This is a genomic window from Acidaminobacter hydrogenoformans DSM 2784 (assembly GCF_900103005.1).
GTDB lineage: Bacteria > Bacillota > Clostridia > Peptostreptococcales > Acidaminobacteraceae > Acidaminobacter > Acidaminobacter hydrogenoformans.
Map to the genome: position 1 here is coordinate 209,941 of NZ_FMWL01000005.1, position 25,491 is coordinate 235,431.

Here is a 25,491-nt window from a genome sequence, read left to right on the forward strand (position 1 = left end):
AGAGTCACCTTACTTTCTTAGTTCTCGATACATTTCCAGATAAAGGTGTGCAGAACGTTTCCAGCTGTGATCAGCTGCCATGGCTTGCTTTACGAGCGCAAACCAGGCTTCCTGGTTGTCCTTGTAAAGTGCCACTGCATCCTGGATTTGTTCGAGCATTTCATGAGCGTTGTAGTTGGTGAACGTAAATCCTGTGCCTTCGCCAGTAAAACGATTGTAAGGCACAACGGTATCTTTCAGGCCGCCAGTCTCCCTGACAATTGGTATAGAGCCATACCTTAAAGCGATCAATTGGCCAAGACCGCAAGGCTCGAATCTTGAAGGCATGAGAAACAAATCTGAGCCAGCGTAAATCCGTTGAGCCAGGGTCGCGTTGAATTCAACAAAAACTCTCAGGCGGGTAGGGAACCGCTGTGAATAGTACTTGAAGAGATTTTCATAGTGGTAATCTCCCGTACCGAGGACAATCATCTGAACGCCGAGCTCAAACATCTCCGGCATGACCCGCTCGATCAGGTCAAAGCCTTTGGAGTCCACGAGCCTGGATACAATGGCAATCAGCGGCGCGCTTTCATCAATCTCCAGACCTGCAAGGGCCTGGAGCTTTGATTTGTTTGAGCGCTTTCCTTCCGGTGCGCTGAGGCTGAAGTTGTAGAAAATCCTTGGATCTGTTTCGGGGTTGTAGTCATCATAATCTATGCCGTTCGTCAACCCTGTCAAGTCATGTCGCCTGTAGTTGAGGTCCCATTCCAGCTTTTCGCCAAAATAAGGGGTAAGGATTTCCTCAGCGTAGGTTTCACTGACGGTGGTGATCTTATCTGCGAACCGGATGCCGGCCTTCATGAAGTTGATGCCGCTTCCGAATACAAGCCTTCCATCCCCGTGAAATGCGCTCTCAGGTCCAAACATGTCCTCAAGGAAACCACGTTCGAATACACCTTGATATTTAAGGTTGTGGATGGTCAGAATGGATTTTGTTTTGGCATAGCGGGCATCCTTGGAATACTGTGTCTTCAGCAGATATGGCACTATGGCGGTGTGCCAGTCGTTCAAATGGATGATGTCCGGTTCAAAATGGGTAAGGTCTACAGCTTCGAGAACCGCTTTTGAAAAGAAGGAAAATCTCTCGCCATCATCAAAATAGCCATAGAGTTGATCCCGCTTGAAGTAGTATTCATTGTCAATCAGATAGTAAATGACCTTGCCAATCTTGATTTCGTGAACACCCATATATTGATTGCGCCAGTTCATATGAATGGTTTTGGACCCCAAAAAGTCTGCATGCTCTACGAGTTTATTGGCAATTGTGCCATAGTAAGGTGTTATAACCCTGATGTCGACTTCATCCTCAGCGAGGGCTTTTGGAAGTGAGAACGCGACATCCGCAAGCCCTCCGGTTTTGCTGAGCGGCAGTGCTTCAGAGGTAACGAATAATATTTTCAAAATTTCTGCCTCCTTTCTGCCGGGTCTAAAGGACCATATTCTTCTTGATCACAAATGGATTGCATTGATCTCCAAAGAGCATTTTTCGCGGCGTGATGGTAACGTGCTTGTCTAAGATGACGTAGTTCAGGTTAGTGGCTTCACTGACGGTGACATAAGGTAAAAGGATGGAATTTCGTACCACGGCGCCTTTTTTGATGCGGACATCCCTGTGGATGATGGAATTCTCAACTTTGCCTTCGATGATACAGCCGTTGGCGACCAAAGAGTTTGAGACGTAGCTGTCCTCTGAATAATAGGTAGAAGGCGCGTCCATGACTTTTGTATAGATTGGGCCGTTCTTTCCGAAAAGCTCTTCACAAAGCTGTGTATTGAGGAGCTCCATGTTGGTTTCGAAATAATTGTTGATCGTTTGTATGCAGCTCAGGTAGCCATTAAAACGATAAGCGCCAACCTTTAGTTCCGGAAGCCTTTGGAAAATTGCCTCTTTAAGAAATCTTGCGTCGCCCCTCTGGATCGCGGACTCGATAATTTTGATCAAACGGTCGCGCTTCATGACGTACATTTCCATGGAGACGTTGTAGTTTTCTTGTTTGCCGAGGTTTTTGCCAATGCCAATGACGCGGTTTTGGTCGTTCAGCGTTAAAGTGTCGCAGTTCGGGAACCGGTCGTAGGATTTTTCAATATTCTTGTAGACTATGGTAACGTCAGAACCAGACGCTCTGTGGTGCTGAACCACATCCTTATAATCGATGTTGGCAAGCATATAGCTCCTGGACAAAATGACATATTTTTGTGTGGAGCTTTGAAGGTAATCCAGGTGGTTTCTGAAGTTGTCGAGGTCGCCCTGGCGTCTGATATTGTCTTCTGTATTGATTTCAGGATAGAAAATGTACAGACCGTCCCGCTTTCTGTCGAGCCCCCAAGGTTTTCCGCTGCCCACGTGGAGCATGATGGAGTGGGATTTTCCATAGGTGAAGATAGCAACGTTTGAGAGACCGCTGTTGACCATGTTTGAAAGCTGGAAATCGATTATTCTGTAGCGGCCCAGAATGTGCAGCGCGCCAAGAGAACGCCCCAAAGTCAGGTCCTTGATCTGTTCTTCTGATTCGCTAAGATTGATGATGCCCATTACATCATTCACGATCTTCGCCTCCTTCCGAAGGATAGACGGCGATTTTGTCTCGTGTACCCTTGACAACCGTGCCGCTCTTCACTGTGATGTCACTTAGAATGATGGCATAGTCAATCTGCACATCATCTTCAATGTTTGTGTTAGGCATGACAATAGTATTTTGTACGACTGAGTTTCTGCCAATATGCACATCTGTGGAGATGACGCTTTTAACGACGTGACCTTCTATGACGCAGCCTTCGTTGACCAGTGAGCCTTCAACTCTGCCAAACGGACTGATGTATTGAGGCGGACTGATAGGGTTAACGGAATAGTTCCTCCAGGTTTTGTCGTGGAGGTTGAGGGCATTGTCCATGCCGAGGAGGTCCATGTTGGACTCCCAGAGGCTCTCAACAGTACCGACATCCCTCCAGTAACCGCTGAAACGGTAAGCGAAAACCCGGTCATCTCCTTCCACCATTTTGGGGATTATGTCCTTCCCAAAGTCAGAGGTGCTGGTTTCGGAATTAAAATCTTCAATCAAATGGGCCCTCAGTACCGGCCAGCTAAAAATGTAAATGCCCATGGAAGCCAGGTTTGACTTAGGCTCATCTGGTTTTTCCTGAAACTCGAAAATCTGATCCTCTTCGTCAGCGCTGAGAAGGCCAAAACGTGAAGCCTCATCCCAAGGTACTTCAATGACCGAAATGGTCAGATCCGCGTTCTTCTCCTTATGGACGTTGAGCATTTTCTGATAATCCATCTTGTAAATGTGGTCGCCTGAGAGGATCAGGACATAATCAGGGTTGTAAGCGTCAATATAATTCATGTTCTCGTAAATGGCGTTGGCAGTGCCTTTGTAAAAGCGGCCGCCTTCTTTGTCGAAGTATGGCGGAAGGATTTTTACGCCACCAAAATTTCTGTCGAGGTCCCATGAACTGCCTATACCTATGTGGGAATTCAGCTCTAAGGGCTGATATTGGGTTAAAATGCCAACGGTATCAATTTCAGAGTTTGAGCAGTTGCTCAATGTGAAATCGATAATTCTGAATTTGCCCCCAAACGGCACCGCTGGTTTCGCGACTTTGTCTGTAATCTCCCTGAGCCTTGAGCCTTGACCGCCAGCCAGGATCATGGCGACAATTTCTTTCTTCTTCATTTTCAATTGAATCGCCCCTCCTTTGTACTTGGAAAATGGAGTAAACCTTGATGTATTGTGTGGTACCAGGGTGTCAATCAAGCGAGTCGCACCACTCCTTACAAATTGAAATAATTATAAACAGGATATTGTTGTAGAAATACCCAATGGCCGGCCGTATGAAACGTCCTTGATGCATCTAAATTGAAGTTTTTGTAACATTACAAACTAATTAGGTGTTGTAATGCGAAGGTGCGTTAGGTATCATTTTATTTGGGAAGTAAATTTAACATAGATTTTACACAAAGGCTACGGTTTTCTGTTAGAATTTCACGGTATCTTAACAAAAGCAAATATTTTGGACTAAGATCCCATAGAAATCAGAAATGAAAATCAGGAGGCATAACATGGCGTTTACAATTGGTGTTGGCGTTTTAGGCGGGCTCGGACTTTTTCTGTATGGCATGAGTATGATGGGGACAGCGCTTCAAAAGGTAGCCGGGAAGAAAATGGAGAAAATCATTGAGCTGCTCACCAAGAATCGTCTCATCGCGGTCATTGTAGGTATGTTTGTTACGGCGATTATTCAAAGCTCAAGTCTCACTACGGTCATGGTGGTAGGTTTTGTCAACGCCGGAATCATGAAGCTGACCCAAGCGGTTGGTATCATAATGGGCGCGAACATAGGCACAACGATTACGGGCCAGCTCGTTTCCCTGAACCTTGAGAATTGGGCGCCCCTTGCCATAGGCATTGGTGTCTTCGTTTGGTTTACGGCCAAGGATGATAAGAAGAAAAACATTGCTGAGATCTTCATAGGCTTTGGCATATTGTTCCTGGGTATGGAAGCGCTGAAGGATGCATTGAAGCCTCTTAGGGAGATTCAGGCTTTTGCAGATATGATGGTCAGCTTTGGTTCCGTGCCTGTGCTTGGCGTTTTAGCTGGTTTTCTGTTGACGTTGATGGTACAGAGCTCTTCCGCATCCATGGGTATTCTCATTGCGCTTGCATCCCAGGGCTTGATTCCGCTGGCGTCTGCCATGCCTATTCTTTATGGGGAGAACATAGGCACTTGTACGACAGCGCTCATTTCGTCAGTAGGCGCAAGCCGCAACGCAAAACGTGCAGCGATCATACATCTGGTCTTTAACCTCATAGGCACCTTGCTGTTTATAGTTGTTTTGACCAAGCCTATAGCTTATGTGGTGACCCAGCTGGATCCAAATGATGTTGGCCGTCAGATCGCGAACGCACACACCATGTTTAACCTGATCAACGTTGCAGTTCAGTTTCCATTTGCCATGTTCCTGATTAAGATCGCTATGAAGATCATTCCGGATACTGGGGCTGCGGAGCGTGAAACCGTTACGAAATACCTGGATGAGCGGATTCTTGAAACGCCGTCTATCGCGCTTAGAAATACCATTCGAGAGCAGCTGCACATGGCAAATGTTTCCTACAAAGCTTTAAGCAATGCTATGGATGGGTTCCTTGAAAATGATTTGGGCAAAATCAAAGAGACCTTTGTTCTTGAAAAAGAGATCAATAAGCTCGAAAAAGCCATTACGGAATATCTTGTGAAGCTGTCCAACAGAAAGCTGTCGAATTATGACCGAAAAGTGGTGGATGGCTTGTTCAACAACATCAACGACATTGAGCGTATTGGCGACCACGCAGACAACATTGCGGAGCTGGTGACAGACGCTTTGGAAAAAGGACTGCCGTTCTCTGAGGAATCCAAAAAAGAGCTTCAAAACCTGTACGAACAGTCTGCCCTCGCTTTTTCCAAGGCTATGGAAGCGATTGTGACAGGCAATAGAGAGACCATTCAGCAAGTCTTCGACATTGAAAATGATGTCGACAAGCTGGAAAAAATCTGCCGCAGGGGTCACATTGACCGCCTCAACAAAAACGACTGCAATCCGGAATCCGGCATTATTTTCCTGGATGTCGTCAGCAATCTCGAGCGCGTCTCGGACCTTTCCGCCAACCTCGCAAAAGTGGTTCAGGACACCCTGACGGCATAGTCCAAATCGCCATTACAAAAGCTGCTTCAAAAGGATTTTTCAATCCTTTGAGGCAGCTTTTTTTGGTGTATATTGTTCGGCCCTGTCCCCAACCAAACTTCTGGTTTCTGTCAGTCATCTGAAAAATTCAATGCTTTAAAAGCGTCTACCAAAGGTTTGTAAGCTGTTAAGGATTCTTCTCCAGCTTCAGTCAAACAATATACCTTGTTTTCAGCTTTCTCAAACCAGCCGTAGTAATTCGCGTTGAGAATGCTCGTCGTCTTTTTGGGATGGGCGCCAAGGCCCTTTAATGCCTTAGTGTCTAAAGCCCCATGCTCTCTTATCAGGAAAGCGATGTAGAGCGCCGCTTCCCGGTAGGCAGTCACAAGCGGGACACCGCTGCTCCCCGCAATATTTAAATCCATACTGCGATTGTTGAATTCTTTCTCAAGAGCCACTCTTTTTTTGGATGAGGTGCGGACAGCTTTAAGGGATTCAGGGATTAAGGCCTCTTCAACGAGGTAGCTGCTGCCAGTCTTGCTGACAAGCAACAGACCGAGACCCAGCTGCTTGAGGACCTTGAGTTTAGACTTCCAGATTTTATCTTGTTTGAAATTATTCGGCTTGGGTATGCTCACATAGACAGCATCCGCGTAGCTTAACCGCTCGACCGCCTGGGCAAGGAGGTCAAAGGAGAGGTGGCGCTTCATTTCTATGATATAGATCAAGTCATTCTTCTTTGCGACAATGTCGCAGGAGCGGACTTCCGAGCGGACGTCGAAGCCCTGGACCTCAAGATACTGTTTCAGGGGCTCGTAGAGCTCGCGCTCGTATTGGATTTTGTCCATTGTAGGTTCCCCTCCTGTCTAAAGGTTAATTCTTGAAAAATTGGGCATCAAGATACTTGGAATTATATCACAAAGCCTTGAAAAGAGGAACGTCCGGCAGTTCGGGCGGTTGACGGGAGGTTTGGTCATGCAGGAAAAACGGCGATTAATTGTGATTTCGTTTGACGGGCTTGGAGAGCGGGACTTTGAGGCGATACAGAGCATGCCGGCGTTCTCGAGACTCCTGAGGGTTTCCGCTTGGCATAAAAATGTCAAAAGCATCTATCCCTCCCTGACGTATCCGGCCCACGCAACCATTGTGACCGGACGTTTGCCCAGGGATCATGGAATTGTAAACAACACCCTTTTTCAACCGGAGCGCAGTTCGCCGGATTGGTTTTGGAACCGGCGTCACCTTCAGGGAGATACACTTTACGACGCTGCATCCAGGGCGGGCCTGAAAACGGCGGCGCTGTTATGGCCCGTAACGGCAGGGGCTGGCATTGATTACAACATGCCGGAGGTCCTGGCTAACCGGCCTTGGGAAAACCAGATTCTGGTGTCATTGAGATCCGGGTCGCCGGGTTATCAGCTCGATATGAACCGCAGGTTCGGGAAGCTCCGCCACGGCACGGATCAGCCCGCCCTTGACCATTTTATGCACAAGGCGCTTATGGCGACACTGGAAGAGAAAAAACCAGATTTGGTCCTGGTGCATTATACCGATCTGGACGCTCAGCGACATGACTACGGCTTTGATTCCAAAATGGCAAACGAGGCACTAAAGCGCCACGACCGCAGGCTTGGGGACATCCTGGATTGGGTGGACGCCCAGGAAGACAGGGACTTATACGGGATTTGTGTCCTGGGGGACCACAGCAGCCTGGATGTTGAGCGCGTCGTTAACCTGAACCCGCTTTTCATTGAAAGGGGTTTGATCAAGCTGGACCGCAAAGGGCACCTGAAGGACTACAGGGCGCTGATGAAGTCTGCGGACGGCTCGGCGTACCTTTATGTCAAGGGACCCGAGCTGGATCATGTCAAAGCACATGTCAGAAAAATCGTAGAGGATTTCGCAAGGGAAGAGGACGCTATTGAGGCGGTGTTCCACCACAGCGAAATTGCTGCGCTTGGGGGCGACCAAAACGCGTTTCTGATGCTGGAGGCGACCCGGGGGTATTATTTCAATGACCGTCTGGACGCCAGGGAACCCATACAGGAGATCACGGAGAGCTTCGTGCGGGGAGAGCCTTTCTACCACTGGAATACCCATGGCTTTTCGCCGACCAAGTCCGGCTACAATACGGTTTGGATCATGTCTGGGGCAGGGGTTGAGGTCGGTGAGCTCGAAGGCCCCATGTCTCTGCTGGACGAAGCACCAACCTTTGCAAAGTGGCTGGGGGTTGAGATTGAGGGTGCTATGAATGAACCGCTTCATTGTGTGAGCGCTGAAGGATGACCTGTTCCCGCTGAGAAAAAGTCACAGCGCAGCAGCATTTGTAATGCTTTTCTGATAAGCCCAAGATGAGAGAAGGGGACGCTTATGATGAAGCTGACAAAGATCGAAAAAAGCTGGGCACTTTACGACTGGGCCAACAGCGCTTACAGCATGACCATTACTTCGACCATCATGCCGCTTTATTTTAAAATGATATTTGAAAACGTTGGTTCCGCCACCACGTCCACTGCCTATTGGGGCTACGCCAATTCTATTGCAACGTTGTTTCTGGCGCTCCTTGCGCCAGTCTTGGGGACTATAGCGGATTACATTGGCGTCAAAAAACGGTTTTTCGTGACCTTTGTGCTGGTGGGAATCGCGGCGACGGCGTTCCTGGCGTTTATTCCGGAATCCTTCTGGTTTGGGCTTTTGGCAGTTTACATTTTGACTGCGATTGGATTTTCGGGTGCCAACGTATTTTACGACGCATTTCTCGTGGACATCACGCCCCGTGAGCGCATGGACCGGGTATCAACCACTGGCTTCGCCATGGGGTACATTGGCAGTACCATTCCCTTCATTCTGTGCATGGCCGTGGTCATCAGCGCTCAGATGGGCTGGCTGCCCCTTACCACAGGCATGGCCTTCAGAATCTCCTTCATCATCACTGCCCTCTGGTGGGGCGTCTTTACCCTGCCGCTGATCAAAAACGTCCATCAGATTCACGGAATCCCTATGGAAAAAAAGCCAATCTCCAACAGCTTTAAACGCATTGCGAAGACCTTTTCCAACATAAGGGCGCACAAGCATCTGTTCACTTTCCTCGTCGCTTATTTCTTTTACATTGACGGTGTGGACACAATCATCAAAATGGCGACCTCCTACGGCTCGGATCTTGGGATTGACGCCATGAATCTCCTGATCATCCTTCTGGCCACGCAGTTTGTCGCCTTTCCATTCGCGCTGCTTTACGGCAGGCTGGCAGAAAAGTTTGGCACCAAGAGGATGCTGTTTGTGGGCATTATAACCTACACCGTGATTTGCATTTATGCCTATTTTCTGGATTCGGTCCTGGACTTCTGGATTCTCGCCATGCTGGTGGGCACCTCTCAAGGTGGTATCCAGGCGCTCAGCCGCTCCTATTTTGGCAAGCTGGTGCCCAAGGAACAGGCAAATGAATTCTTTGGCTTCTACAATATCTTTGGGAAGTTCGCGGCGATCATGGGGCCGTTCCTCGTTGGCTTTGTCACTCAGATGACGGGCCGCACCAACAATGGCGTTTTCAGCATTGTCCTTCTTTTCATCATAGGCGGGATTTTGCTGACGAAAGTGCCAAATGTTGAAGAGATTAAAGCGGCATGAGCCTTCAGGCGGGCGAAGCTTAGGATCATTTGGGGTTGCTTTTTAAAAACCTTTCAAGGGCGTTTGCCGATGGTCACTTGAGCCCACGCAGCGCCAGCAGGCATTTAGCGCGTAAACGAAAAAAGAGGGGCGGCCGCATGGCTTGCCTCTCTTTCTGGTTTTTTAGAATATATCATCCTGATTCCGATATTTGATCATGATATCCCTGAAAATCTCACCTGTGCTTGGCGGCGTAAACGTGATCGCGTTGGCGCCGGCTTCAATCGTTCTCAGAATGTCCGCTTCTGTTGGGCCGCCTGTGGCCATGATGGGCAGCTCTGGGTATTGCTGCCTGATCAACCGTACAATTTCCGCCGTTTTGGACGCTCCGGATACATTCAGGATAGTCGCGCCGGCATTGACCCGCGCTTCAAAATCTGTTTTTTCGGAAACCACCGTGACGACTATTGGAATGTCAATGCGGTCCCTGAGTCCACGGATGATCTCGTTGGAGGTAGGCGCATTGACAACGACGCCCATGGCACCTTGAAATTCTGCGTCCATAGCGAGGTTGATCACGCGTTTGCCAGTGGTGGTGCCGCCGCCAACGCCGCTGAAGACAGGGACATCAGACGCTGTAATGATGGCATGGGTAATGATGGGCTGTGGGGTAAAAGGGTAGACGGCTATGACTGCATCTGCGTTGCAGTTCTTAATAATGGCGACGTCTGTTGAAAACACCAGTGATTTTATGCGTTTCCCAAAAATCTTGATGCCGCTGACTTTGTAGATGACCTCAGGCACTCTGATCATGTGCTTTCTGAGATTTCCCTGAATTTCCGGGACGAACTCTTTCATAGGTGATCCCCTTCCACGATTGGTTTCAAGAAGTTTAGAATTTTATAGAAATTTTGTGGAGTCTTTATAAGCCGTGAGGTTCGCAAAGTTATAAATTTTCTGATATCATTATAGCACATGGCAATAAAGGATTAGATATGACGAGGAGGCTACTCATGGAAAAAGATTTGCTAATTATAGGCGGCGGTCCTGGCGGTTATGTGGCAGCGATTCGCGGGGCTCAGCTCGGCATGGATGTCGCGCTTGTGGAAGCGGACAGAATTGGCGGAACGTGTCTGAACCGCGGCTGTATCCCTACAAAAGCACTTTACGCCAACGCTCAGCTTATGGACAAGCTGGCTCATGCGGACAGCTTTGGCATAAAAGTGGACGGCTATCAGATGGATATGGGTCAGGTTATGGACCGAAAAGACAGCGTTGTCGATCAGCTGGTCAAAGGGACGGATAAAGTCGTCGAGGACAACGGCGTTTTGATTTTAAGGGGTTTTGCTTCTTTCTTGAGCTCAGAGGCTGTTGAAGTCAAATTGCATGATGGTACAACCGAAGTGATCAAGGCAAAGAGCGTTATCATAGCCACAGGTTCAGTGCCCTCTTCTCCACCGGTTCCTGGAAATGACCTTCCGGGTGTCATTGACAGCGATCAGCTTCTGGAAATGAGGGAGCTGCCTAAGCGTATGGTTGTAGCAGGCAGTGGCGTTATTGGGATGGAGTTCGCTTCCATTTACAATTCCTTTGGCTCAGAAGTAACCGTTATATCTTCAACCCTCCTCAAGCGGATCGACAAAGATATTGTCAAGCGTCTGCCCCTGATTCTAAAGAAGCGTGGCCTTAAGCTTCACGACGGCGCTCGTGCCAAGGAGATCCGCAAAACAGACACGGGTCTTTTGATGATCGCGACCAATAAAAAGGGCGAGACTATTGAGGTTGAAGCGGATGTCGTTCTTATGGCAGTAGGCCGCAGAGCCTTCGTGGATGGCCTTAAGCTGGAAGCTGCGGGCGTTATTTTTGACGGCAATGGCATTCCGGTAGACAACAAATTCCAGACGAATGTGCCAAACATCTACGCGATTGGGGACGTCCTTGGCGGCGTCATGCTGGCGCACGTCGCCTCTCACCATGGCATTGCCTGCGTTGAAGGCATAGCAACTGGCGAGGCCCCTCATCACGGTTCAACGGTACCGGACTGTATTTTCATAGATCCTCAGATTGCCTACGCGGGTCTTACAGAAGAGCAGGCTGTTGCGAAAGGTTATGAGATCAAGACGGGTAAATTCAATTTTGTAGCAAATGGCAAAGCCCTGAGTATGGGAGAGACGGATGGGTTCGTGAAGGTCATAGCGGATGCGTCAACTTTGAAAATCCTTGGGGTGCACATCATGGGCCCTCACGCCTCTGACCTGATTCATGAGGCTTCTCTCGCCATTGACCATCAGATGGATGTCCACGCGATTGGGAATTCAATCCACGCGCATCCAACCCTGGCTGAGGCACTGCATGAGGCGGTTCTTAACGTGACAGATGCCGCTATTCATATTTCTCCAACGAAGAAGAAAAAGTAAATTGATTTGGCGGTTGTTATAGAAGCGTGGCGCACCTGACTTTAAGTCTTGTGCGCCATTTTTTATCGCTTTAGCAAAAGTTAGAATTGTTTCAAAATCGTAAAAATATTATAAAAAGCCTGTTGACTGTATAATTATTGTGTGTTAAAGTTTATTCAATTCAAAAAAACATATCTCAGGAGAGATTGCCATGACACCCCAGGTTGTAAACCCATACAACAGCATCCATCACCATCATACGTTCTAGAGTTTGTAAGCTGGTTAAAAATACCACGCGCTGCAAGCTCTATTCGTCGTTTACAACGATTGAGCGTCCGCGGTGGTGATTGAGTCATAATTAACTGCCACCCGGATTTGGGTGGCTTTTTTATTTTCGCGAGGAGGCGCAGCTATGAGATTCATGCACTATTTGTACGAGGATTACGCATATTTGAGGACTTTATCCGCAAGCTTCAGAAAGTGGTCCAGACTTTACGGGTACGACGAGATTGATCCGCCGGCCATTGAGGATTGGTCCCGCTACCAGGATCTTCCCCAGGCTATGACGAAAAAGCTTGTGAAGCTCATTGAGCCTTCCGGGGCCATAGGCTGCCTGAAAATTGACAATACCATGAGCTGCGCGTCCATGACGCTGAAGCTGCCGGAGGGAACGCCCTTAAGGCGGATTGCCTATAATTCCAAAGTCTTCCGCTACGGCCAGGCGGGCAGCATAGACGAAATTCTGCAGCTGGGCTGTGAAAACTATACAGACCTTGGGGCTGCGGCAGATGTGGAAGTCATCCGCCTGGCGCTGAATGTCCTCGAGGACGTGGGGATCCCAATGTCAGACCTTCGCTTCGAGATAGGCAACTCCAGTTTTTACAGGGCGATCTCCGAAATGGTGGAGCTGTCACCTGAGGCGGTCGAGACCATGATGAACCTGATCGAGGAAAAACGGCTGACTGCCCTTAACGCTTTCCTTGAGGGCTCAGAGCTGACTGAGGAAGAAAGTCTCTTTTTAAGCCAGCTCCCAGGATTGTTTGGCGATTTTAAAGCTGTCTTCACCAAAGCCTCTTCCAGTCGTTTTGGCGACGCCTGCCAGGCTGAGCTTAACGGACTCAAAGCCCTTTACAAACTCCTTGAGAATTTGGGGCTGACCAGGATCCAGCTGGACCTCAGCCAGGGCGGCAACGAATTCAGATACTACTCCGGGAATATTTACAGGATTTTTAGCCAGCGCACGGGCAAAGCCCTTGTGACCGGCGGGCGATATGATGGCATGAACGGTGTGAATGAGGCCTGCGGGATCTCCTTCAACACGGCAAACGTCGTCGAGTGGATGAAAACTATGCACACCCCTCTCAACGTACCGGCGCAGTTCGACTACGCGGTGCTTTGTGACACGGACGATCCCGGCGACGCGCTGCAAATCGCGGCGGCCCTCCGTGACCGGGATTTCAGCGTGGTACTTGTGAAGCTTAAGTCCACCATCAGCGATACCTTTGAGCAGCCGGAGTGCAGGTCCGCAAAATTCGTCTTGTCGGTAGAGGGACCGGATGCCGTGGTTTTCGACCAGCGTATGAACGAAAGCCGCAGAAGCGAAGTCCAGATGCTGCTGAATCAGCTTGAAATCCATGGAAAGAGGAGGAACACGATCAATGAAACCACTTAAAATAGCTGTATCCAAGGGGCGTGTCAAAGATCAGCTCATCGCCCTCCTGAAGGAAGCGGGCTTTGAATTTGAGGATCTTAAGAGCCGAAAGCTTGAGCATGTGGATACGTCCGGGCGGATCAGCCTGATCTCTGTCAAGGCGGACGACGTCACAACCTATGTGGAAAGAGCCGCGGCCGACCTCGGCGTTTTAGGCAGCGACATTCTCTACGAACGCAGCTTTGACGGCTATGAGCTCCGGTATCTGCCCATTGGAAAGTGCCGCATGTGCGTCGCAGGCTTCAGGGGCTTCAATCTTTCGGACCGAAGCTTTGTCAGGATCGCGACGAAATACCCTAAACGGGCGAAGGACCTCCTTGAAGAGAAGGGGATCAACGGGGAGATTCTGTTCCTGTCGGGATCTGTGGAGCTGGCGCCTATAGTGAATTTGGCCGATTGTATCCTCGATATCGTCGAGACCGGTAAGACGCTGGAGGAAAATGACCTGGTGGTTCTTGAGACCATCGGCCAAATTTCTTCGGTGCTGATTGCCAACAGGATCTCGTTCAAGCTGATGAACGAGCGGATGATGGGACTGCTGAATGACCTCGATGCCGTGGAAAAAAGGAGTGCTGTCAAATGAAACTCATAAATTATACGAAAGACATGACGCCGGCCTCAATCGCAGCCATAGTCAGGCGTACGACAGAAACCTCCGGGGCGGTCAGAGACTCGGTCAGTGGGATCATTGAGGACGTCAGGGCCCGTGGGGACGCCGCGCTTCTGGAGTGGACAGAAAAGCTGGACAGTGTCCGCCTGAAAAGCCTCCGTGTTTCAGAGGAAGTCATGAAGGAAGCGATTTCAAACCAAGTGACACAGGAAGACCTCAGGGTCCTGAGAACAGCGGTGGAACACCTCAGGGTCTACCACGAGAAGCAGCTGGAGAAGGGCTATGAAATCCAGCCGAGACCGGGGGTCTCCCTGGGACAGCGGATTGTGCCGCTGAGACGTGTGGGACTTTATATACCAGGCGGAAAAGCGGCCTACCCTTCCACGGTGCTGATGAACGCCGTTCCGGCCCAGGTGGCAGGTGTGCCTGAGATTGTCATCTTCACACCGCCGGCCAAGGACGGAACCGTGAACCCTTATGTTCTGGCGGCTGCCGGCATCCTTGGCATTGAGGAGATTTATTCGGTGGGCGGTGCCCAGGCGGTTGCGGCCTGTGCCAACGGGACCCAGACCATTGCCCCTTGCGACAAGATCGCGGGGCCGGGGAATCAGTACGTGGCGGAGGCGAAGCGTCAGGTCAGTGGGCAGATTGCCATTGACATGATCGCAGGGCCAAGTGAAGTCCTCGTTATAGCGGATGCGACTGCCGACCCTGAGCTGGTGGCGGCAGACCTTCTGGCCCAGGCAGAGCACGACGAGCGTGCGGGGCTGGTGGTGCTGACTACAGACATCAGCCTGCCGGAGCGTCTGAAGGCAGCGCTGGACAAGCAGCTTGAAACCTTGCCCAAAAAAGAAATTGCTTCAGTGTCCGCAGCCAATCTGCTGGTGGTAGTTTGCGACAGCTTGGAGGACGCTTGCCGTATTTCGGATGTCATTGCGCCGGAGCACCTTGAACTGATGGTGGAAAACCCTCGAAGCCTTCTGGACAAGGTGAACTACGCGGGCTCTGTGTTCCTGGGCAGTTATACGCCGGAGGCCCTCGGGGATTATTACGCGGGGACGAACCACACGCTGCCAACCAACGGCACGGCGAGATTTTCCTCGCCCCTTGGGGTCTATGACTTCATGACCCGGTATTCTTATCTTGAATACAGCAAGGAAGCCTTCATGAAGGAGGCGGCGGATGTGGCGCACTTCGCGCGGCTTGAGGGGCTGGATGCCCATGCGGCATCGGTGACGAAGCGCAGGTCCCTTTAATATTAAAAGATGGATGCCGGGCTGGTGTGTGGGGATGGGGCCTGGTGTGGGTATAAATGACCATCGGCAAAAAAAACAAAAAATGCTGCGTAAGTTTAGCAGCCTGAAGGAGGTCGCGGCTTCATGCGGTTTGGCGAAGTTAAGCGAGATACATCAGAGACGAAGATCAATTTAAAACTGACCCTGGAATCCCAGGCGCCTTCAAAGGTGGAGACGGGGCTGCCTTTTCTGGACCACATGCTGTACCAGATCGCGAAGCACGGCTGGATCAACCTGATGATTGACGTCAAGGGGGATCTGGAGGTAGACTGCCACCACACCGCGGAGGACGTGGGTATGGCCTTTGGGATGGCCCTCAGGGAGGCCCTCGGGAACAAGGCGGGCATCAGGCGGTTCGCGGACCGGATTGTGCCTATGGACGAGGTGCTGGCCATGTGTGCCATTGACCTCAGCGGTCGGGCCTATTTAAGCTATGACGCGGTCTATCCGTCCCAGATGCTGGGGACCCTGGCCACGGAAAGCGTCCGGGAATTTTTCAAGGGTCTGGCGGACAAGGCGGGCATGTGCCTGCATTTTAAAATCCTGACGCCGGGCAACACCCACCACATGGTGGAGGCTCAGTTCAAGGCCTTTGCCCTGGCGCTGCGGGACGCTGTGGCGGTACAGGACGGGGATACCAGTGTGCCGTCTACCAAGGGCATGCTGGATTAGGGAATTCCGGATTAGCGGATTAAAGAGCAGGGCAGCGCGCTGCCTGAGATTTGGAGGTTAGAGTATGACGAGTACAATTTCAGCGCCACGGAGCCCCATCGCCATCATAGACTATGGCGTGGGCAACATACAGAACCTGATCAACGCTTTCGAGCGCCTGGAGATCCCAGCGGTCCTGACGGCGGACCACGACACGATCCTGAACGCCGAGCTGTCCATTCTGCCCGGCGTTGGGGCGTTCAAGGATGCCATAGACAAGCTGCGCGACACCGGCATTGACCGGGTGATCCAGCAGCGTGTCCAGGAGGGGCGACCGCTTCTGGGCATCTGCCTGGGCATGCAGCTGATGTTTGAAGCCAGCGAAGAGGACGGCGACTGGGAGGGCCTTGGCCTTCTGAAGGGCCGCTTTGTGAAGTTTGATGAAAACATGGGCCTCAAGGTGCCGCACATGGGCTGGAACCGGCTGGTCAAAGAGCGTCAGGACCCGGTGGCCAGTGGTCTTCCGGAAGACGCCTACGCCTATTTCGTCCACTCGTATTACCTGGCAGGTGGGGACGAGCAGGACATAGTCCTCTCCAGCCCTTACGGCGTGAAGGTGCCAGGACTCGTCCGAAGGGGCAGCATAGTGGGCATGCAGTTCCATCCGGAAAAGAGCGGCGCAGTGGGTGAGTTTTTAATCCGTCAGGTCCTGGCGGTCTTGATGGGAGGTACACAATGAGGATTTATCCGGCAATAGATATCAGCGGCGGGGCCTGTGTCCGGCTGTTTCAAGGGGATTTTGGGCAAAAGACTGTGTACAACTCAGATCCGGTGGCTGTCGCTAAGGATCTGAAGGAAAAAGGGGCTCAGCGCCTGCATGTGGTCAATCTTGACGGCAGTGTCGAGGGCTGTATCACCGAGGCTATGAAGGGTATGATCCGCGGCATCAAGGCAGCGGCTGGCGTGCCCCTCCAGTTTGGCGGCGGGATTCGCACCATGGAAGATCTCGAGGCGGTTTTTGAGGCCGGGGCGGACAAAGCGATTTTAGGCACTTCCGGGGCGCTGGACACGCCGTTTCTCGAAGCAGTGCTGGCGCGGTTTGGCGATAAGATTGTGCTGTCCATAGACGCCCGTGACGGTTATGTGGCGACACGGGGATGGCTGGACACGGAAAAGATCACGGCGGTGGAGCTTGCGGAAAAGGCTGAACGCCTTGGCGTCGCGGCAGTAGTCCACACGGATATAGCCCGTGACGGGGCCATGAAAGGCCCGAACGTGGAAGCTTACCGCAAAATGCGTGAGGTGTACACCGGCATTTTGATAGGCTCAGGGGGCATCTCTAAATTAGAGGACCTTGAGGCGCTCAAAGCGGTCGGTGTCGAGGATGCCATTGTTGGCAAAGCCATATATGAAGGGGCGCTGGAAATCAGACGCTGTGAGGAGGTGTAGCCATGTTGGCGAAGAGAATCATTCCCTGTCTGGATGTCAGACAGGGTCGAGTGGTCAAAGGCAAGCGCTTTCAGGCGATAGAGGACGTTGAGGATCCAGTGGTACTGGCGGACCGTTACTGCAAGGAAGGCGCGGATGAACTGGTGTTTTACGACATTACGGCAAGTGCTGAAGACCGGGGCATTTTTGACGAAGTCGTCCGAAAGGTGTCTAAAGTCGTCAACATTCCGCTGACGGTTGGCGGTGGCATTGCGACGGTTGAGGACTTCACGCGGGTCCTGATGGCCGGTGCGGACAAAGTGTCTGTCAATACCGCCGCGGTGCGGCGGCCGGAGCTGATCCGGGAAGCGGCGCTGAAATTCGGAGCGCAGTGCGTTGTGCTTTCTGTGGATGTCAGCAAAATGGGGCCGGAGCGCTGGGAAGTGGTCGTCAAGGGCGGTCGCGAGTCCACGGGCATGGACGCGCTGGAATGGATCAAAAAAGGTGTTTCTCTGGGGGCGGGTGAAGTCGTGGTCAATTCCATTGACCAGGATGGGGTCCGCCAAGGCTATGACGTCGAGTTCCTGAAGCGTGTCACGTCCGCGGTCAACGTTCCAGTGATTGCCTCCGGCGGCGCCGGGGCCCTTGAGCATTTCGAAGAAGCGGCCCGGGTGGCAGATGTGGATGGGATCCTCGCGGCATCCGTGTTCCACTATGGTGACATTTCCATAGCGGATTTGAAGTCTTACCTGCTTGAAAAAGGAATTGCCGTACGTCCGCTGGATAACCGGTTTGACAAGCTGGACGTGAATAAAGGGGGTGAATAGGCTATGAAGCCTTTAAAATTTGACGATCAGGGCTTAATCCCTGCGATTATACAGAATGCGGCAACCGGCAAAGTGCTGATGCTGGGCTATATGAATGAAGAGGCGTTTGCCAGGACTCAGGAGGAGGGCGTCGTCTGGTTCTATTCCAGAAGCCGCAGCCGATTGTGGAAAAAAGGTGAATCCAGCGGAAACGTCCTCGAAGTGGTCACCATTTCTGAGGATTGTGACGCGGACGCGCTTTTGATCTTGGCGAGTCCGGCGGGCCCAACGTGTCATACTGGCGCGGAGAGCTGTTTTGAGACTGTGGGGGAACCCAGCCGGATTGGCACTGGCGTGTCAAAGCTGGTTTCCGTGATTGACGGACGCTTCAACGAAAGGCCGGAAGGGTCCTACACAACTTATCTCTTTAATAAGGGCCTTGATAAGATCCTCAAGAAAGTGGGCGAGGAAGCGGCTGAGGTCATCATTGCCTCGAAGAATGAAAACCGGCCTGAACTGGTGGGCGAGCTCACGGATCTTCTCTTCCACAGCCTGGTGCTGATGCGTGAGAAAGGCGTGGCGGTATCAGAGGTTCTCGAAGAGCTGACGCGAAGAGAACGGTAGTCCGCCTGCGCCTCCAGTGTTGAAAGGCAGGCAGGAGGCGCTTGCTGAAAAAACAGACATAGATCTTTCAAATAAGTGGGTAGTCCTGTAAAGCAAGCGCAGTGAATTCTGGCGCCGGGGGCACCCACTTTTTGTATTTTGTGAAATTTTATCATACGTCCATTTCAATTAGAAAATGACATCGTTGAATCGCGAATCAAATGGTATAATAAATAACAAACAGTTTTCATGAAAATATTCAGAACAAAATGAGGTGGACAAATGGCTCGCGTTTTCAAACTGCTCGCAGTAATCCTTCTGGTTGTTTTGTTGGTCGGCTGTATGCCCACTCAATCGCCAAAACCGGATTTGACAACTTTGGATGTCATCAACAATGTTGAGGGCGACCTGATCATTCGAAGAGCGGCAGACCATATCTGGATTTACACGGCTTATCAGGATGAACTCTCAAAGAACGGCTTGATCCTTGAAAGTGATCATGGCATAGGGATCATTGACCCGCCTGACAACCTCGACCAGGCGGAGCGTCTTGACGCGCTGATTGAAGAATACTTTGGCAAAAGGGTTGACCAAGTGCTTTGGACGGGAAGGTTATTGACGAGGCAGCCAGTCTATCAGCATTATCAGGAGGCCTCAGCGCTTCTTTATGTGCCGGAAGCAGTCGCCCAGGATGAAAGCCTTGAAGGCGCGAAGCTGTATATACCCAACGCGCCGGACAAAATCATCCTTGAAGACCATGCCCTTGAAGCCTTGTGCTTTAGAAAAAAAGGTGATTTGGAGGCTCTGCATATTTCCTTGTGGCTTGAAGAACTGGCGCTGCTCTATACAGGGCCTAATCTCATCAGCCAGGATATTGACATGATTGAGTCGCCAGTCTATGAGACCTCGGTTTGGGAGCAAATTGTCACAGGGCTTCAGGCTGCGGTTCCGAATCCTGTGATTGTCGTAACGGACAGCGGCGCTGCAGGTGGTCCGGAGCTTTTCGACCACACCTTCGCGCTCATTAGGGAACGTGAGTTTACTTTGAATTACGGCTCAGAGAAGCTGCCCCTGCGCAAAGTTTTTCTTGATGAGGAAATCACGAAGACCTTTGGCAAACCAGAAAAAATTGAAGAGTCAATTTTGGGCATAGGGGCGGATACTTTTACAGGGTCGAGGATTCGGACCTTCAGCTTCAACAAGACACAGGTCAGTTTGTTTGCGCCTCCAAACGGCCAGGATTTCTGGCTTTCGTCCATTGTGACGCGAGACCCGCGTTTCAGTACAGTCCGAGGGCTCAATGTAGGCGAGTCTTTGGAACTGCTCATAACGAAGTATCCTGAAGCGAAGCCGGTCCCAAATGAAATGACAGATCCGGGCAACATGGATTATGTCTATGACCAGGACACCCAGGGCGAATATGCCATCTGTTTTGAAGTTCGCGCCGGTATTATTGACAGGATACGGCTTGAATATACATTAAGGTAAATTGAAATGAGGTAATGACATGATTCACGTCTTTGGACACAAAAACCCGGACACGGATTCTATAGCGTCCGCCATTGCCATGGCTTGGTTCAAACGTGCGCAGGGGCACGACGCGGTTGCTTTCAGGCTCGGCGAAGCTGCATCTGAAACACGTTTCGCCCTCTCGAAGTTTGGCTTTGAAGTGCCTCCTCTTTTAAGAGAAGTTCGGCCGGATGTCAGGCATCTGGATTTTGAAAGGCATGCGCCGCTATCTCTGTCAGATTCAATTCTAACCGCCTATAAGAGGCTTGGCGACGCATCCGCAAAGGCCCTGGGGGTCACAGATCCTGAGGGTAAGCTGGTGGGCATAGTCACCATGAAAGACATTGCCATGGGCTTTTTCAGCTGGCAAGGGGACAGACTCAAAACAACGCTTTCCAATATGACAGACGGCCTCGACGCCAGGGTGCTGCACGCCTCTGCAGAGCATATAGAGGGAAGGGTCCTGGTGGCAGCCTTTTATAAGGATACCCTGATCGACCGCTCCAGTATTGACGGGTCGACCATAGTGATCGTTGGAGACCGTTATGATGTGCTGGAGCATGCTGTGAGACAGAAGGCGGCGCTCATTGTAGTCACAGGCGGGCTGACTGTCCCGGGAAAAATTCTGAGGCATGCCAGGGAAGCGAATGTCACCATGATCAGAACACCCTATGACACACTGAAAACAGCAAGGCTGATCGCGTCCTGCGCACCCGTCTCGGACATCATGGTCAAAGAGCCTTTGATCAGCTTTTATGAGCATGATGATGTTTCTGAGGCCAGGGAGGTCATGACCACGAGCCGGCACACCACGTTTCCTGTTATAGACGCTGCAGGACGTTATGTTGGCTTCCTTTCCCGCAGACATCTCCTGAAGCCCAACAAGCATCTGGTCATCCTGGTGGACCACAATGAGTATGCCCAGAGTGTCGAGGGACTGAAGGAAGCGGAGATCCTGGCTATAGTGGACCATCACAAACTGGGTGATGTCGTGACCAACCGGCCGCTTACCTTTGTATGCAGACCGGTTGGCAGTACCTGTACACTGGTGGGAGATCTGATTCGCGAACAGGGGGTTCAGCCGCCTTACGAAATTGCTGGCATCCTTCTATCCGGGATTTTATCAGATACCTTATATTTTCAGTCTCCCACGACGACCGAGGAAGACCGTGAGATGTCAGCGTGGCTCTCTTCCTTGCTGGGGGCTGAATTTGACGTTGATGCATACGCGAAAGAGCTGCTGAAGTCGGGCACCTCCCTCGAAGGGCAGACGGTAGAGTCCATCTTCTTCAAGGACTTCAAGATCTTCAGGGACGCAGGTACCGCAGTTGGGGTATCCCAGATTTTCACTTATGGTCTTGAAGAGGTTGAAGCCAGGCGGGAGGCTATTCTCGATATGATCGCCCGCACCCATCAGGAGCAGGGCTTTGATGCCACGGTCTTCATGGCGACAGACCTTTCGAGTCAGGGCTCGTGTCTCTATTATAAATCCAACATTAGCGGCCTGGTGACGAAAAGCTTTGAAATTCAGGAATATCAAGGTGTCTTCATACCAGGACTGCTGTCCCGCAAAAAACAAGTTATTCCGAGGTTGCTGGAAGAAATAGGCCTTTCCAGACAGATCAGCTAAGGATCCTGTAAAGTCGCTCTGATCCCAGTGCGGCCCTTTTTCAGAGGAGGTGCGCTATTGAAGGAAGCCATGTTTTATCAAAAGCGTGAGGCGCAGACAGTCCAGTGCTTGCTGTGCCCAAGAAGCTGCGTCATAGAAGCGGGCTACAGCGGGAACTGTTTGGCCAGAAAAAATGAAGAAGGTGTGCTTTATAGCGCGTCCTACGGCCAAATTACATCTTTTGGTGTTGACCCTATTGAGAAAAAACCATTGTATCATTACTTTCCCGGCAGGGACATTGTCAGCTTTGGCTCTTTTGGGTGCAACCTTCATTGTTTGAACTGCCAGAACTACAGAATTTCGCAGTTTGTGGCACCCTCTGTGGAACTGGCGCCAGAAGCGCTGCTGGCCCGCTCCCTTGAAGAACCAGGGAGCATAGGGATCGCGGCCACGTACAATGAGCCTACCGTAAACCTGGAATATGTTCTGGAGGTCTTTAAGGGCAACCGCGCCGCCGGCCGGAAAAATGTCCTCGTCACCAATGGGTACATCAATCCTAAGCCTTTGGCGGCACTTCTCGACTGGACGGATGCCGTCAACTTGGATGTCAAGGCCTATGACAACGGCTTCTATGAATCTGTTTGCAAAGCAACGCTGGCACCCGTAATGAGAAGCATGGAGGCCATGCTTGAGCGCCCTGAGCTGCATACGGAGCTGACATGGCTCCTGATTGAAGGGCATAATGACGCGCCAGATGAAATTTCTGCTTTTTCCGAGCGCGTCGCAGCGATCAGGCCTGAGACGGTGCTCCACATCAGCCGTTATTACCCAAATTATCTCATGAACCACCCCGAAACCCGCAGGGAAGCACTTTTTGCGGCTCAAGACGCAGCTAAGGCCCATTTAAATTATGTTTACATTGGGAATTTTAACGAAGGCGATCATGGCACCTACTGCCGCAGCTGCGGCGCGTGTCTTGTAGACCGACATGGCTATGAGATTGCCGTCAAAGTCAAAGACCGGTTTTGTCCGAAATGTGGTACGCCACATTCAATACGGATGGATTAGAATGAAATGTTGGGGTATATATCCTTCAAAGAAAGGAGCGTGTTCGAATGGAGATTATGTTCAGACCCATGCGTGAACAAGATGCGGAGGTCATTATCAGCTATAAGCATGGCAATGACTACGCTTGCTTCGACTCTGAGAAAAACCAGACGGATATTGATTCGCTTCTGAGCGATCCGGAGGTGGATATTTTTGTCGCCTACAGCGACGAGGAAGATATACTTGGATTCGCGGAGGTCGCTTTTGACGAGGATGGCATCCTCGAGATGAGTGGCGCGCTGCTTCCCGAGTTTACCGGCATGGGACTGGGGTGCAATTTCATCACGGAATGCGTCAATTTCCTGGTAGAGCGTTATGATTACGGAGGCGGCGCCATTAGGACGCTGATTCTGCCTGGTGACAAGCACTCGGTTAAAGTTCTGGAGCGTGTTGGCTTTCAGATTATTGAAACCAGTGAGGACTGGATCGAAATGCAGATTGATTTGTAAAAGTTATGTCAAATTTAAAAGATTTACACTTAACCAAAACAGGACTGGCAATCCAGCCCACGCTCAGGGTTTGTCGCAATCCCTGGAGACGTTGCTGGACACCAGTCCTGTTTGTTGTTCCAAGCCGTAAAGACCGAGCGCCTGAGTGTTCGTGTGATGATGAGGGAGGTGGAGGCTGATGGAGGCCCAATTTAAGATTTGGTTGGGAGACGAGGGCGAGAAGATTCTTGGAAACGGTCCGGTGGCGCTCTTGAAAGGCATTGAAGCCACGGGTTCCTTGAGTGCCTCAAGCAGGCAAATGGGCATGTCTTACTCCAAGGCCTGGCACGTGGTCCGGCGACTGGAGCGGCATTTGGGTCTGTCCCTTGTTGTTAAGCGGGTTGGCGGGTCGAAGGGTGGCGGTGCTACACTGACGCCGGAGGCCCATGAACTCATTCGGCGTTACGAAGCAATGTGCGCTGAGGTTGAAAAATTCGCGGCCCAGGCTTATGACCGCCATCTGGGACAGTGGCTGGAAGGTCGGCCCGCTCAAGAGTGAAAAAGGTTATCCAGGACTGTTATCCAGGTCCCAGGAGTCCCTTAATAGACAACAAAATTATAATATGGACAGGATAAAACAAATACCCGACATGCTTAGGCAGACGAATGCCAGTATGCGGCGTGCTGTAGATGAAGGGCAGTGCCGCCATTGCAAGCGCTTGAATTGAGACGTGTGTCGTCATCCAGTAATACCATGAGAGCCCTGTGAAGGAAACCGCCATCAGGGCAGGCTTGTCGTAGAAAAAGTGGAAAGCCAGGATCAGCAGCAGCCCGTATAGACCGTAGGAATAGTCCACAACCCATGTGCTTGCAAGAATAGGCAGAGCCAGCAGCTTTATGGCTAAGTTTTGGCGGGACACCAAGAAAATGAGGGCAATGCCTGCCGCGAGGGTGAAGAATATGTTCAAGCCATGGGGCACGAAGTAGCTGTAAGGAAGTTGAGAAATCAAGCCGTAGGTCAGCATCCTGAGCAGGTAGCGGGGCTGACTCCGCGTCAGCCGTGAGCCCCTTGCCACCAGGAAGGCAAAGATGGGAAAGGACAGGCGCCCAATCAAACGCCAGGCGATTTGATCCGGAAAAAGCAGATAACCTGTGTGGTCAATCAACATGGTGAGAATGGCAATTAGCTTAAGCGTGTCGTCGTAAACTGGCTTTTGTAAAGGCTGATCCATGGGCTCACCTCAGAAATTTGTCGGTTTTTCGTTGGCAGTAACGGCCTGAAAGGAGAGGATGCTTTTGAAACAAAAAATATTGGAACAATACGCGCCGCCTGATCAGGTGACCAATGACCGCACTGATGTCTTGAAACAGGCAGCCGGCACTGTAATTACAAAGCTCGCGTTCAAAAAAATGACCCCTATGGTGACGGTTTGGCTGGATGACGCGTTGGCCTTCACCTGTCATTTGGATTTGGTTTTGAAGCACCAGCTGGAAACAGGGAGGGTTCTCTCGCCAGAAAACGTCAACACGATCTTGGCGGATCAGGCGGCGCTGGAGGCCTGGCATAAAGCCTTGCGCTACGCCTTGTCCAAAACCAGGACGACCGCGGAAGTCAGGCGCTACCTGCAAAGCAAGGAGGCAGATGAGGCCCTGATCACTGAAATTATAGGGCGGCTGCGTCGGGATTACGAACTGGATGACCATAAGGCTGCCAAAGAATACTTCGAGCAGAATCGCAGTCGCATGGGCAATAGAAGGATTCGAAGCGAGCTCCTGAGACGCGGTGTTTCCAGTTCGACTGCGGACGCGGTGATAAGCGGTCCGGGAGATGGATGCCGTGCTGCGGAGGAGCTCGAGACAGCGCTCTTGTTAGCTCGAAAAAAGTTGGAAAGCGACCAGGGGGTCGATCCGAGAAAGGCTGCCATGCGCGTGGTTGGCCTGCTCCAGAGGAAAGGCTATGGCACTGAGGTCATTCGAAAAGTTGCGGATGCCCTTGAACTTAAGCTCTATTAAGCAAAAGCTGTGGAATGG

Annotated in this window: 24 protein-coding genes; 18 read left to right on the plus strand and 6 right to left on the minus strand. The window is 51.2% G+C overall.

Features of this window, described 5'->3' with window-relative positions; translation table 11 throughout:
* Positions 1-9 precede the first annotated feature (9 nt).
* From glgA to BLP63_RS07300, 3 genes are read right to left on the minus strand one after another with little or no spacing between them, the layout of a single operon-like run.
* Positions 10-1,443, minus strand: a complete 1,434-nt coding sequence (gene glgA, locus BLP63_RS07290) for a glycogen synthase GlgA (protein ID WP_092590241.1) — start codon at positions 1,441-1,443, stop codon at positions 10-12.
* Between the two features lie 25 nt (positions 1,444-1,468).
* A complete protein-coding gene (gene glgD / locus BLP63_RS07295; protein ID WP_092590242.1) occupies positions 1,469-2,587 on the minus strand; it encodes a glucose-1-phosphate adenylyltransferase subunit GlgD in 1,119 nt (372 codons plus the stop codon).
* A complete protein-coding gene (locus tag BLP63_RS07300) occupies positions 2,580-3,716 on the minus strand; it encodes a glucose-1-phosphate adenylyltransferase (RefSeq protein ID WP_092590295.1) in 1,137 nt (378 codons plus the stop codon). The genes glgD and BLP63_RS07300 overlap by 8 nt, the downstream gene beginning before the upstream one ends.
* A 386-nt stretch (positions 3,717-4,102) precedes the next feature.
* Between BLP63_RS07300 and BLP63_RS07305 the strand changes: the two genes are divergently transcribed.
* The gene (locus tag BLP63_RS07305) at positions 4,103-5,722 is read left to right on the plus strand and encodes a Na/Pi cotransporter family protein (protein ID WP_092590243.1); all 1,620 of its coding nucleotides are present in this window, start codon (positions 4,103-4,105) and stop codon (positions 5,720-5,722) included.
* Positions 5,723-5,832: 110 nt separating this feature from the next.
* Here the strand turns inward: BLP63_RS07305 and BLP63_RS07310 are convergent, their stop codons facing one another.
* Positions 5,833-6,549, minus strand: a complete 717-nt coding sequence (locus BLP63_RS07310) for a DUF2161 family putative PD-(D/E)XK-type phosphodiesterase (RefSeq protein ID WP_092590244.1) — start codon at positions 6,547-6,549, stop codon at positions 5,833-5,835.
* A gap of 127 nt (positions 6,550-6,676) precedes the next feature.
* Between BLP63_RS07310 and BLP63_RS07315 the strand changes: the two genes are divergently transcribed.
* Both BLP63_RS07315 and BLP63_RS07320 read left to right on the plus strand, forming a co-directional pair.
* A complete protein-coding gene (locus tag BLP63_RS07315) occupies positions 6,677-7,987 on the plus strand; it encodes an alkaline phosphatase family protein (RefSeq protein WP_092590245.1) in 1,311 nt (436 codons plus the stop codon).
* An 84-nt stretch (positions 7,988-8,071) separates the two neighbouring features.
* A complete protein-coding gene (locus tag BLP63_RS07320; RefSeq protein ID WP_092590246.1) occupies positions 8,072-9,328 on the plus strand; it encodes an MFS transporter in 1,257 nt (418 codons plus the stop codon).
* Between the two features lie 162 nt (positions 9,329-9,490).
* Here the strand turns inward: BLP63_RS07320 and BLP63_RS07325 are convergent, their stop codons facing one another.
* Positions 9,491-10,165, minus strand: a complete 675-nt coding sequence (locus BLP63_RS07325; RefSeq protein WP_092590247.1) for a hydrolase — start codon at positions 10,163-10,165, stop codon at positions 9,491-9,493.
* Between the two features lie 155 nt (positions 10,166-10,320).
* On the opposite strand from BLP63_RS07325, the gene lpdA reads away from it, so the two are divergent.
* The 14 genes from lpdA to BLP63_RS07395 all read left to right on the plus strand — a co-directional run bounded on the left by lpdA (position 10,321) and on the right by BLP63_RS07395 (position 24,019).
* Positions 10,321-11,724 (plus strand): dihydrolipoyl dehydrogenase, encoded by a 1,404-nt coding sequence (lpdA, locus tag BLP63_RS07330; RefSeq protein ID WP_092590248.1) that lies wholly within the window; start codon positions 10,321-10,323, stop codon positions 11,722-11,724.
* Positions 11,725-12,115: 391 nt separating this feature from the next.
* Positions 12,116-13,375 (plus strand): ATP phosphoribosyltransferase regulatory subunit, encoded by a 1,260-nt coding sequence (locus tag BLP63_RS07335; RefSeq protein WP_092590249.1) that lies wholly within the window; start codon positions 12,116-12,118, stop codon positions 13,373-13,375.
* The gene (gene hisG, locus BLP63_RS07340; RefSeq protein ID WP_170829348.1) at positions 13,362-13,997 is read left to right on the plus strand and encodes an ATP phosphoribosyltransferase; all 636 of its coding nucleotides are present in this window, start codon (positions 13,362-13,364) and stop codon (positions 13,995-13,997) included. The genes BLP63_RS07335 and hisG overlap by 14 nt, the downstream gene beginning before the upstream one ends.
* The gene (gene hisD / locus BLP63_RS07345) at positions 13,994-15,280 is read left to right on the plus strand and encodes a histidinol dehydrogenase (protein WP_092590251.1); all 1,287 of its coding nucleotides are present in this window, start codon (positions 13,994-13,996) and stop codon (positions 15,278-15,280) included. The genes hisG and hisD overlap by 4 nt, the downstream gene beginning before the upstream one ends.
* Before the next feature lie 123 nt (positions 15,281-15,403).
* Entirely contained in the window at positions 15,404-15,991 is a 588-nt protein-coding gene (gene hisB / locus BLP63_RS07350; RefSeq protein WP_092590252.1) for an imidazoleglycerol-phosphate dehydratase HisB, read from the plus strand.
* Between the two features lie 64 nt (positions 15,992-16,055).
* Positions 16,056-16,709, plus strand: coding sequence for an imidazole glycerol phosphate synthase subunit HisH (hisH, locus tag BLP63_RS07355; RefSeq protein ID WP_092590253.1), 654 nt, complete (start codon positions 16,056-16,058; stop codon positions 16,707-16,709).
* Positions 16,706-17,419, plus strand: a complete 714-nt coding sequence (gene hisA / locus BLP63_RS07360; protein WP_092590254.1) for a 1-(5-phosphoribosyl)-5-[(5-phosphoribosylamino)methylideneamino]imidazole-4-carboxamide isomerase — start codon at positions 16,706-16,708, stop codon at positions 17,417-17,419. The genes hisH and hisA overlap by 4 nt, the downstream gene beginning before the upstream one ends.
* Positions 17,420-17,421: 2 nt before the next feature.
* Positions 17,422-18,225, plus strand: a complete 804-nt coding sequence (hisF, locus tag BLP63_RS07365) for an imidazole glycerol phosphate synthase subunit HisF (RefSeq protein WP_092590255.1) — start codon at positions 17,422-17,424, stop codon at positions 18,223-18,225.
* 3 nt (positions 18,226-18,228) lie between these two features.
* Positions 18,229-18,828, plus strand: a complete 600-nt coding sequence (hisIE, locus tag BLP63_RS07370) for a bifunctional phosphoribosyl-AMP cyclohydrolase/phosphoribosyl-ATP diphosphatase HisIE (RefSeq protein WP_092590256.1) — start codon at positions 18,229-18,231, stop codon at positions 18,826-18,828.
* A gap of 261 nt (positions 18,829-19,089) precedes the next feature.
* Positions 19,090-20,295: an MBL fold metallo-hydrolase gene (locus BLP63_RS07375; RefSeq protein WP_092590257.1), complete on the plus strand. Its 1,206-nt coding sequence runs from the start codon at positions 19,090-19,092 to the stop codon at positions 20,293-20,295.
* Positions 20,296-20,314: 19 nt separating this feature from the next.
* Positions 20,315-21,946 (plus strand): putative manganese-dependent inorganic diphosphatase, encoded by a 1,632-nt coding sequence (locus BLP63_RS07380; RefSeq protein ID WP_092590258.1) that lies wholly within the window; start codon positions 20,315-20,317, stop codon positions 21,944-21,946.
* Between the two features lie 57 nt (positions 21,947-22,003).
* Positions 22,004-22,993 carry an AmmeMemoRadiSam system radical SAM enzyme gene (amrS, locus tag BLP63_RS07385; protein WP_092590259.1) on the plus strand — a complete coding sequence of 330 codons (990 nt, stop codon included), beginning with the start codon at positions 22,004-22,006 and terminating at the stop codon, positions 22,991-22,993.
* A 47-nt stretch (positions 22,994-23,040) separates the two neighbouring features.
* Complete coding sequence (locus BLP63_RS07390) at positions 23,041-23,481, plus strand: GNAT family N-acetyltransferase (protein ID WP_092590260.1); 441 nt, start codon at positions 23,041-23,043, stop codon at positions 23,479-23,481.
* A gap of 178 nt (positions 23,482-23,659) precedes the next feature.
* Complete coding sequence (locus BLP63_RS07395) at positions 23,660-24,019, plus strand: winged helix-turn-helix domain-containing protein (RefSeq protein ID WP_092590261.1); 360 nt, start codon at positions 23,660-23,662, stop codon at positions 24,017-24,019.
* A gap of 19 nt (positions 24,020-24,038) precedes the next feature.
* Here BLP63_RS07395 and BLP63_RS07400 read toward each other — a convergent pair whose 3' ends face one another.
* Positions 24,039-24,692, minus strand: a complete 654-nt coding sequence (locus BLP63_RS07400; protein ID WP_092590262.1) for a TraX family protein — start codon at positions 24,690-24,692, stop codon at positions 24,039-24,041.
* Between the two features lie 64 nt (positions 24,693-24,756).
* Between BLP63_RS07400 and BLP63_RS07405 the strand changes: the two genes are divergently transcribed.
* Positions 24,757-25,473 (plus strand): regulatory protein RecX, encoded by a 717-nt coding sequence (locus tag BLP63_RS07405; RefSeq protein ID WP_170829349.1) that lies wholly within the window; start codon positions 24,757-24,759, stop codon positions 25,471-25,473.
* Positions 25,474-25,491 lie beyond the last annotated feature (18 nt).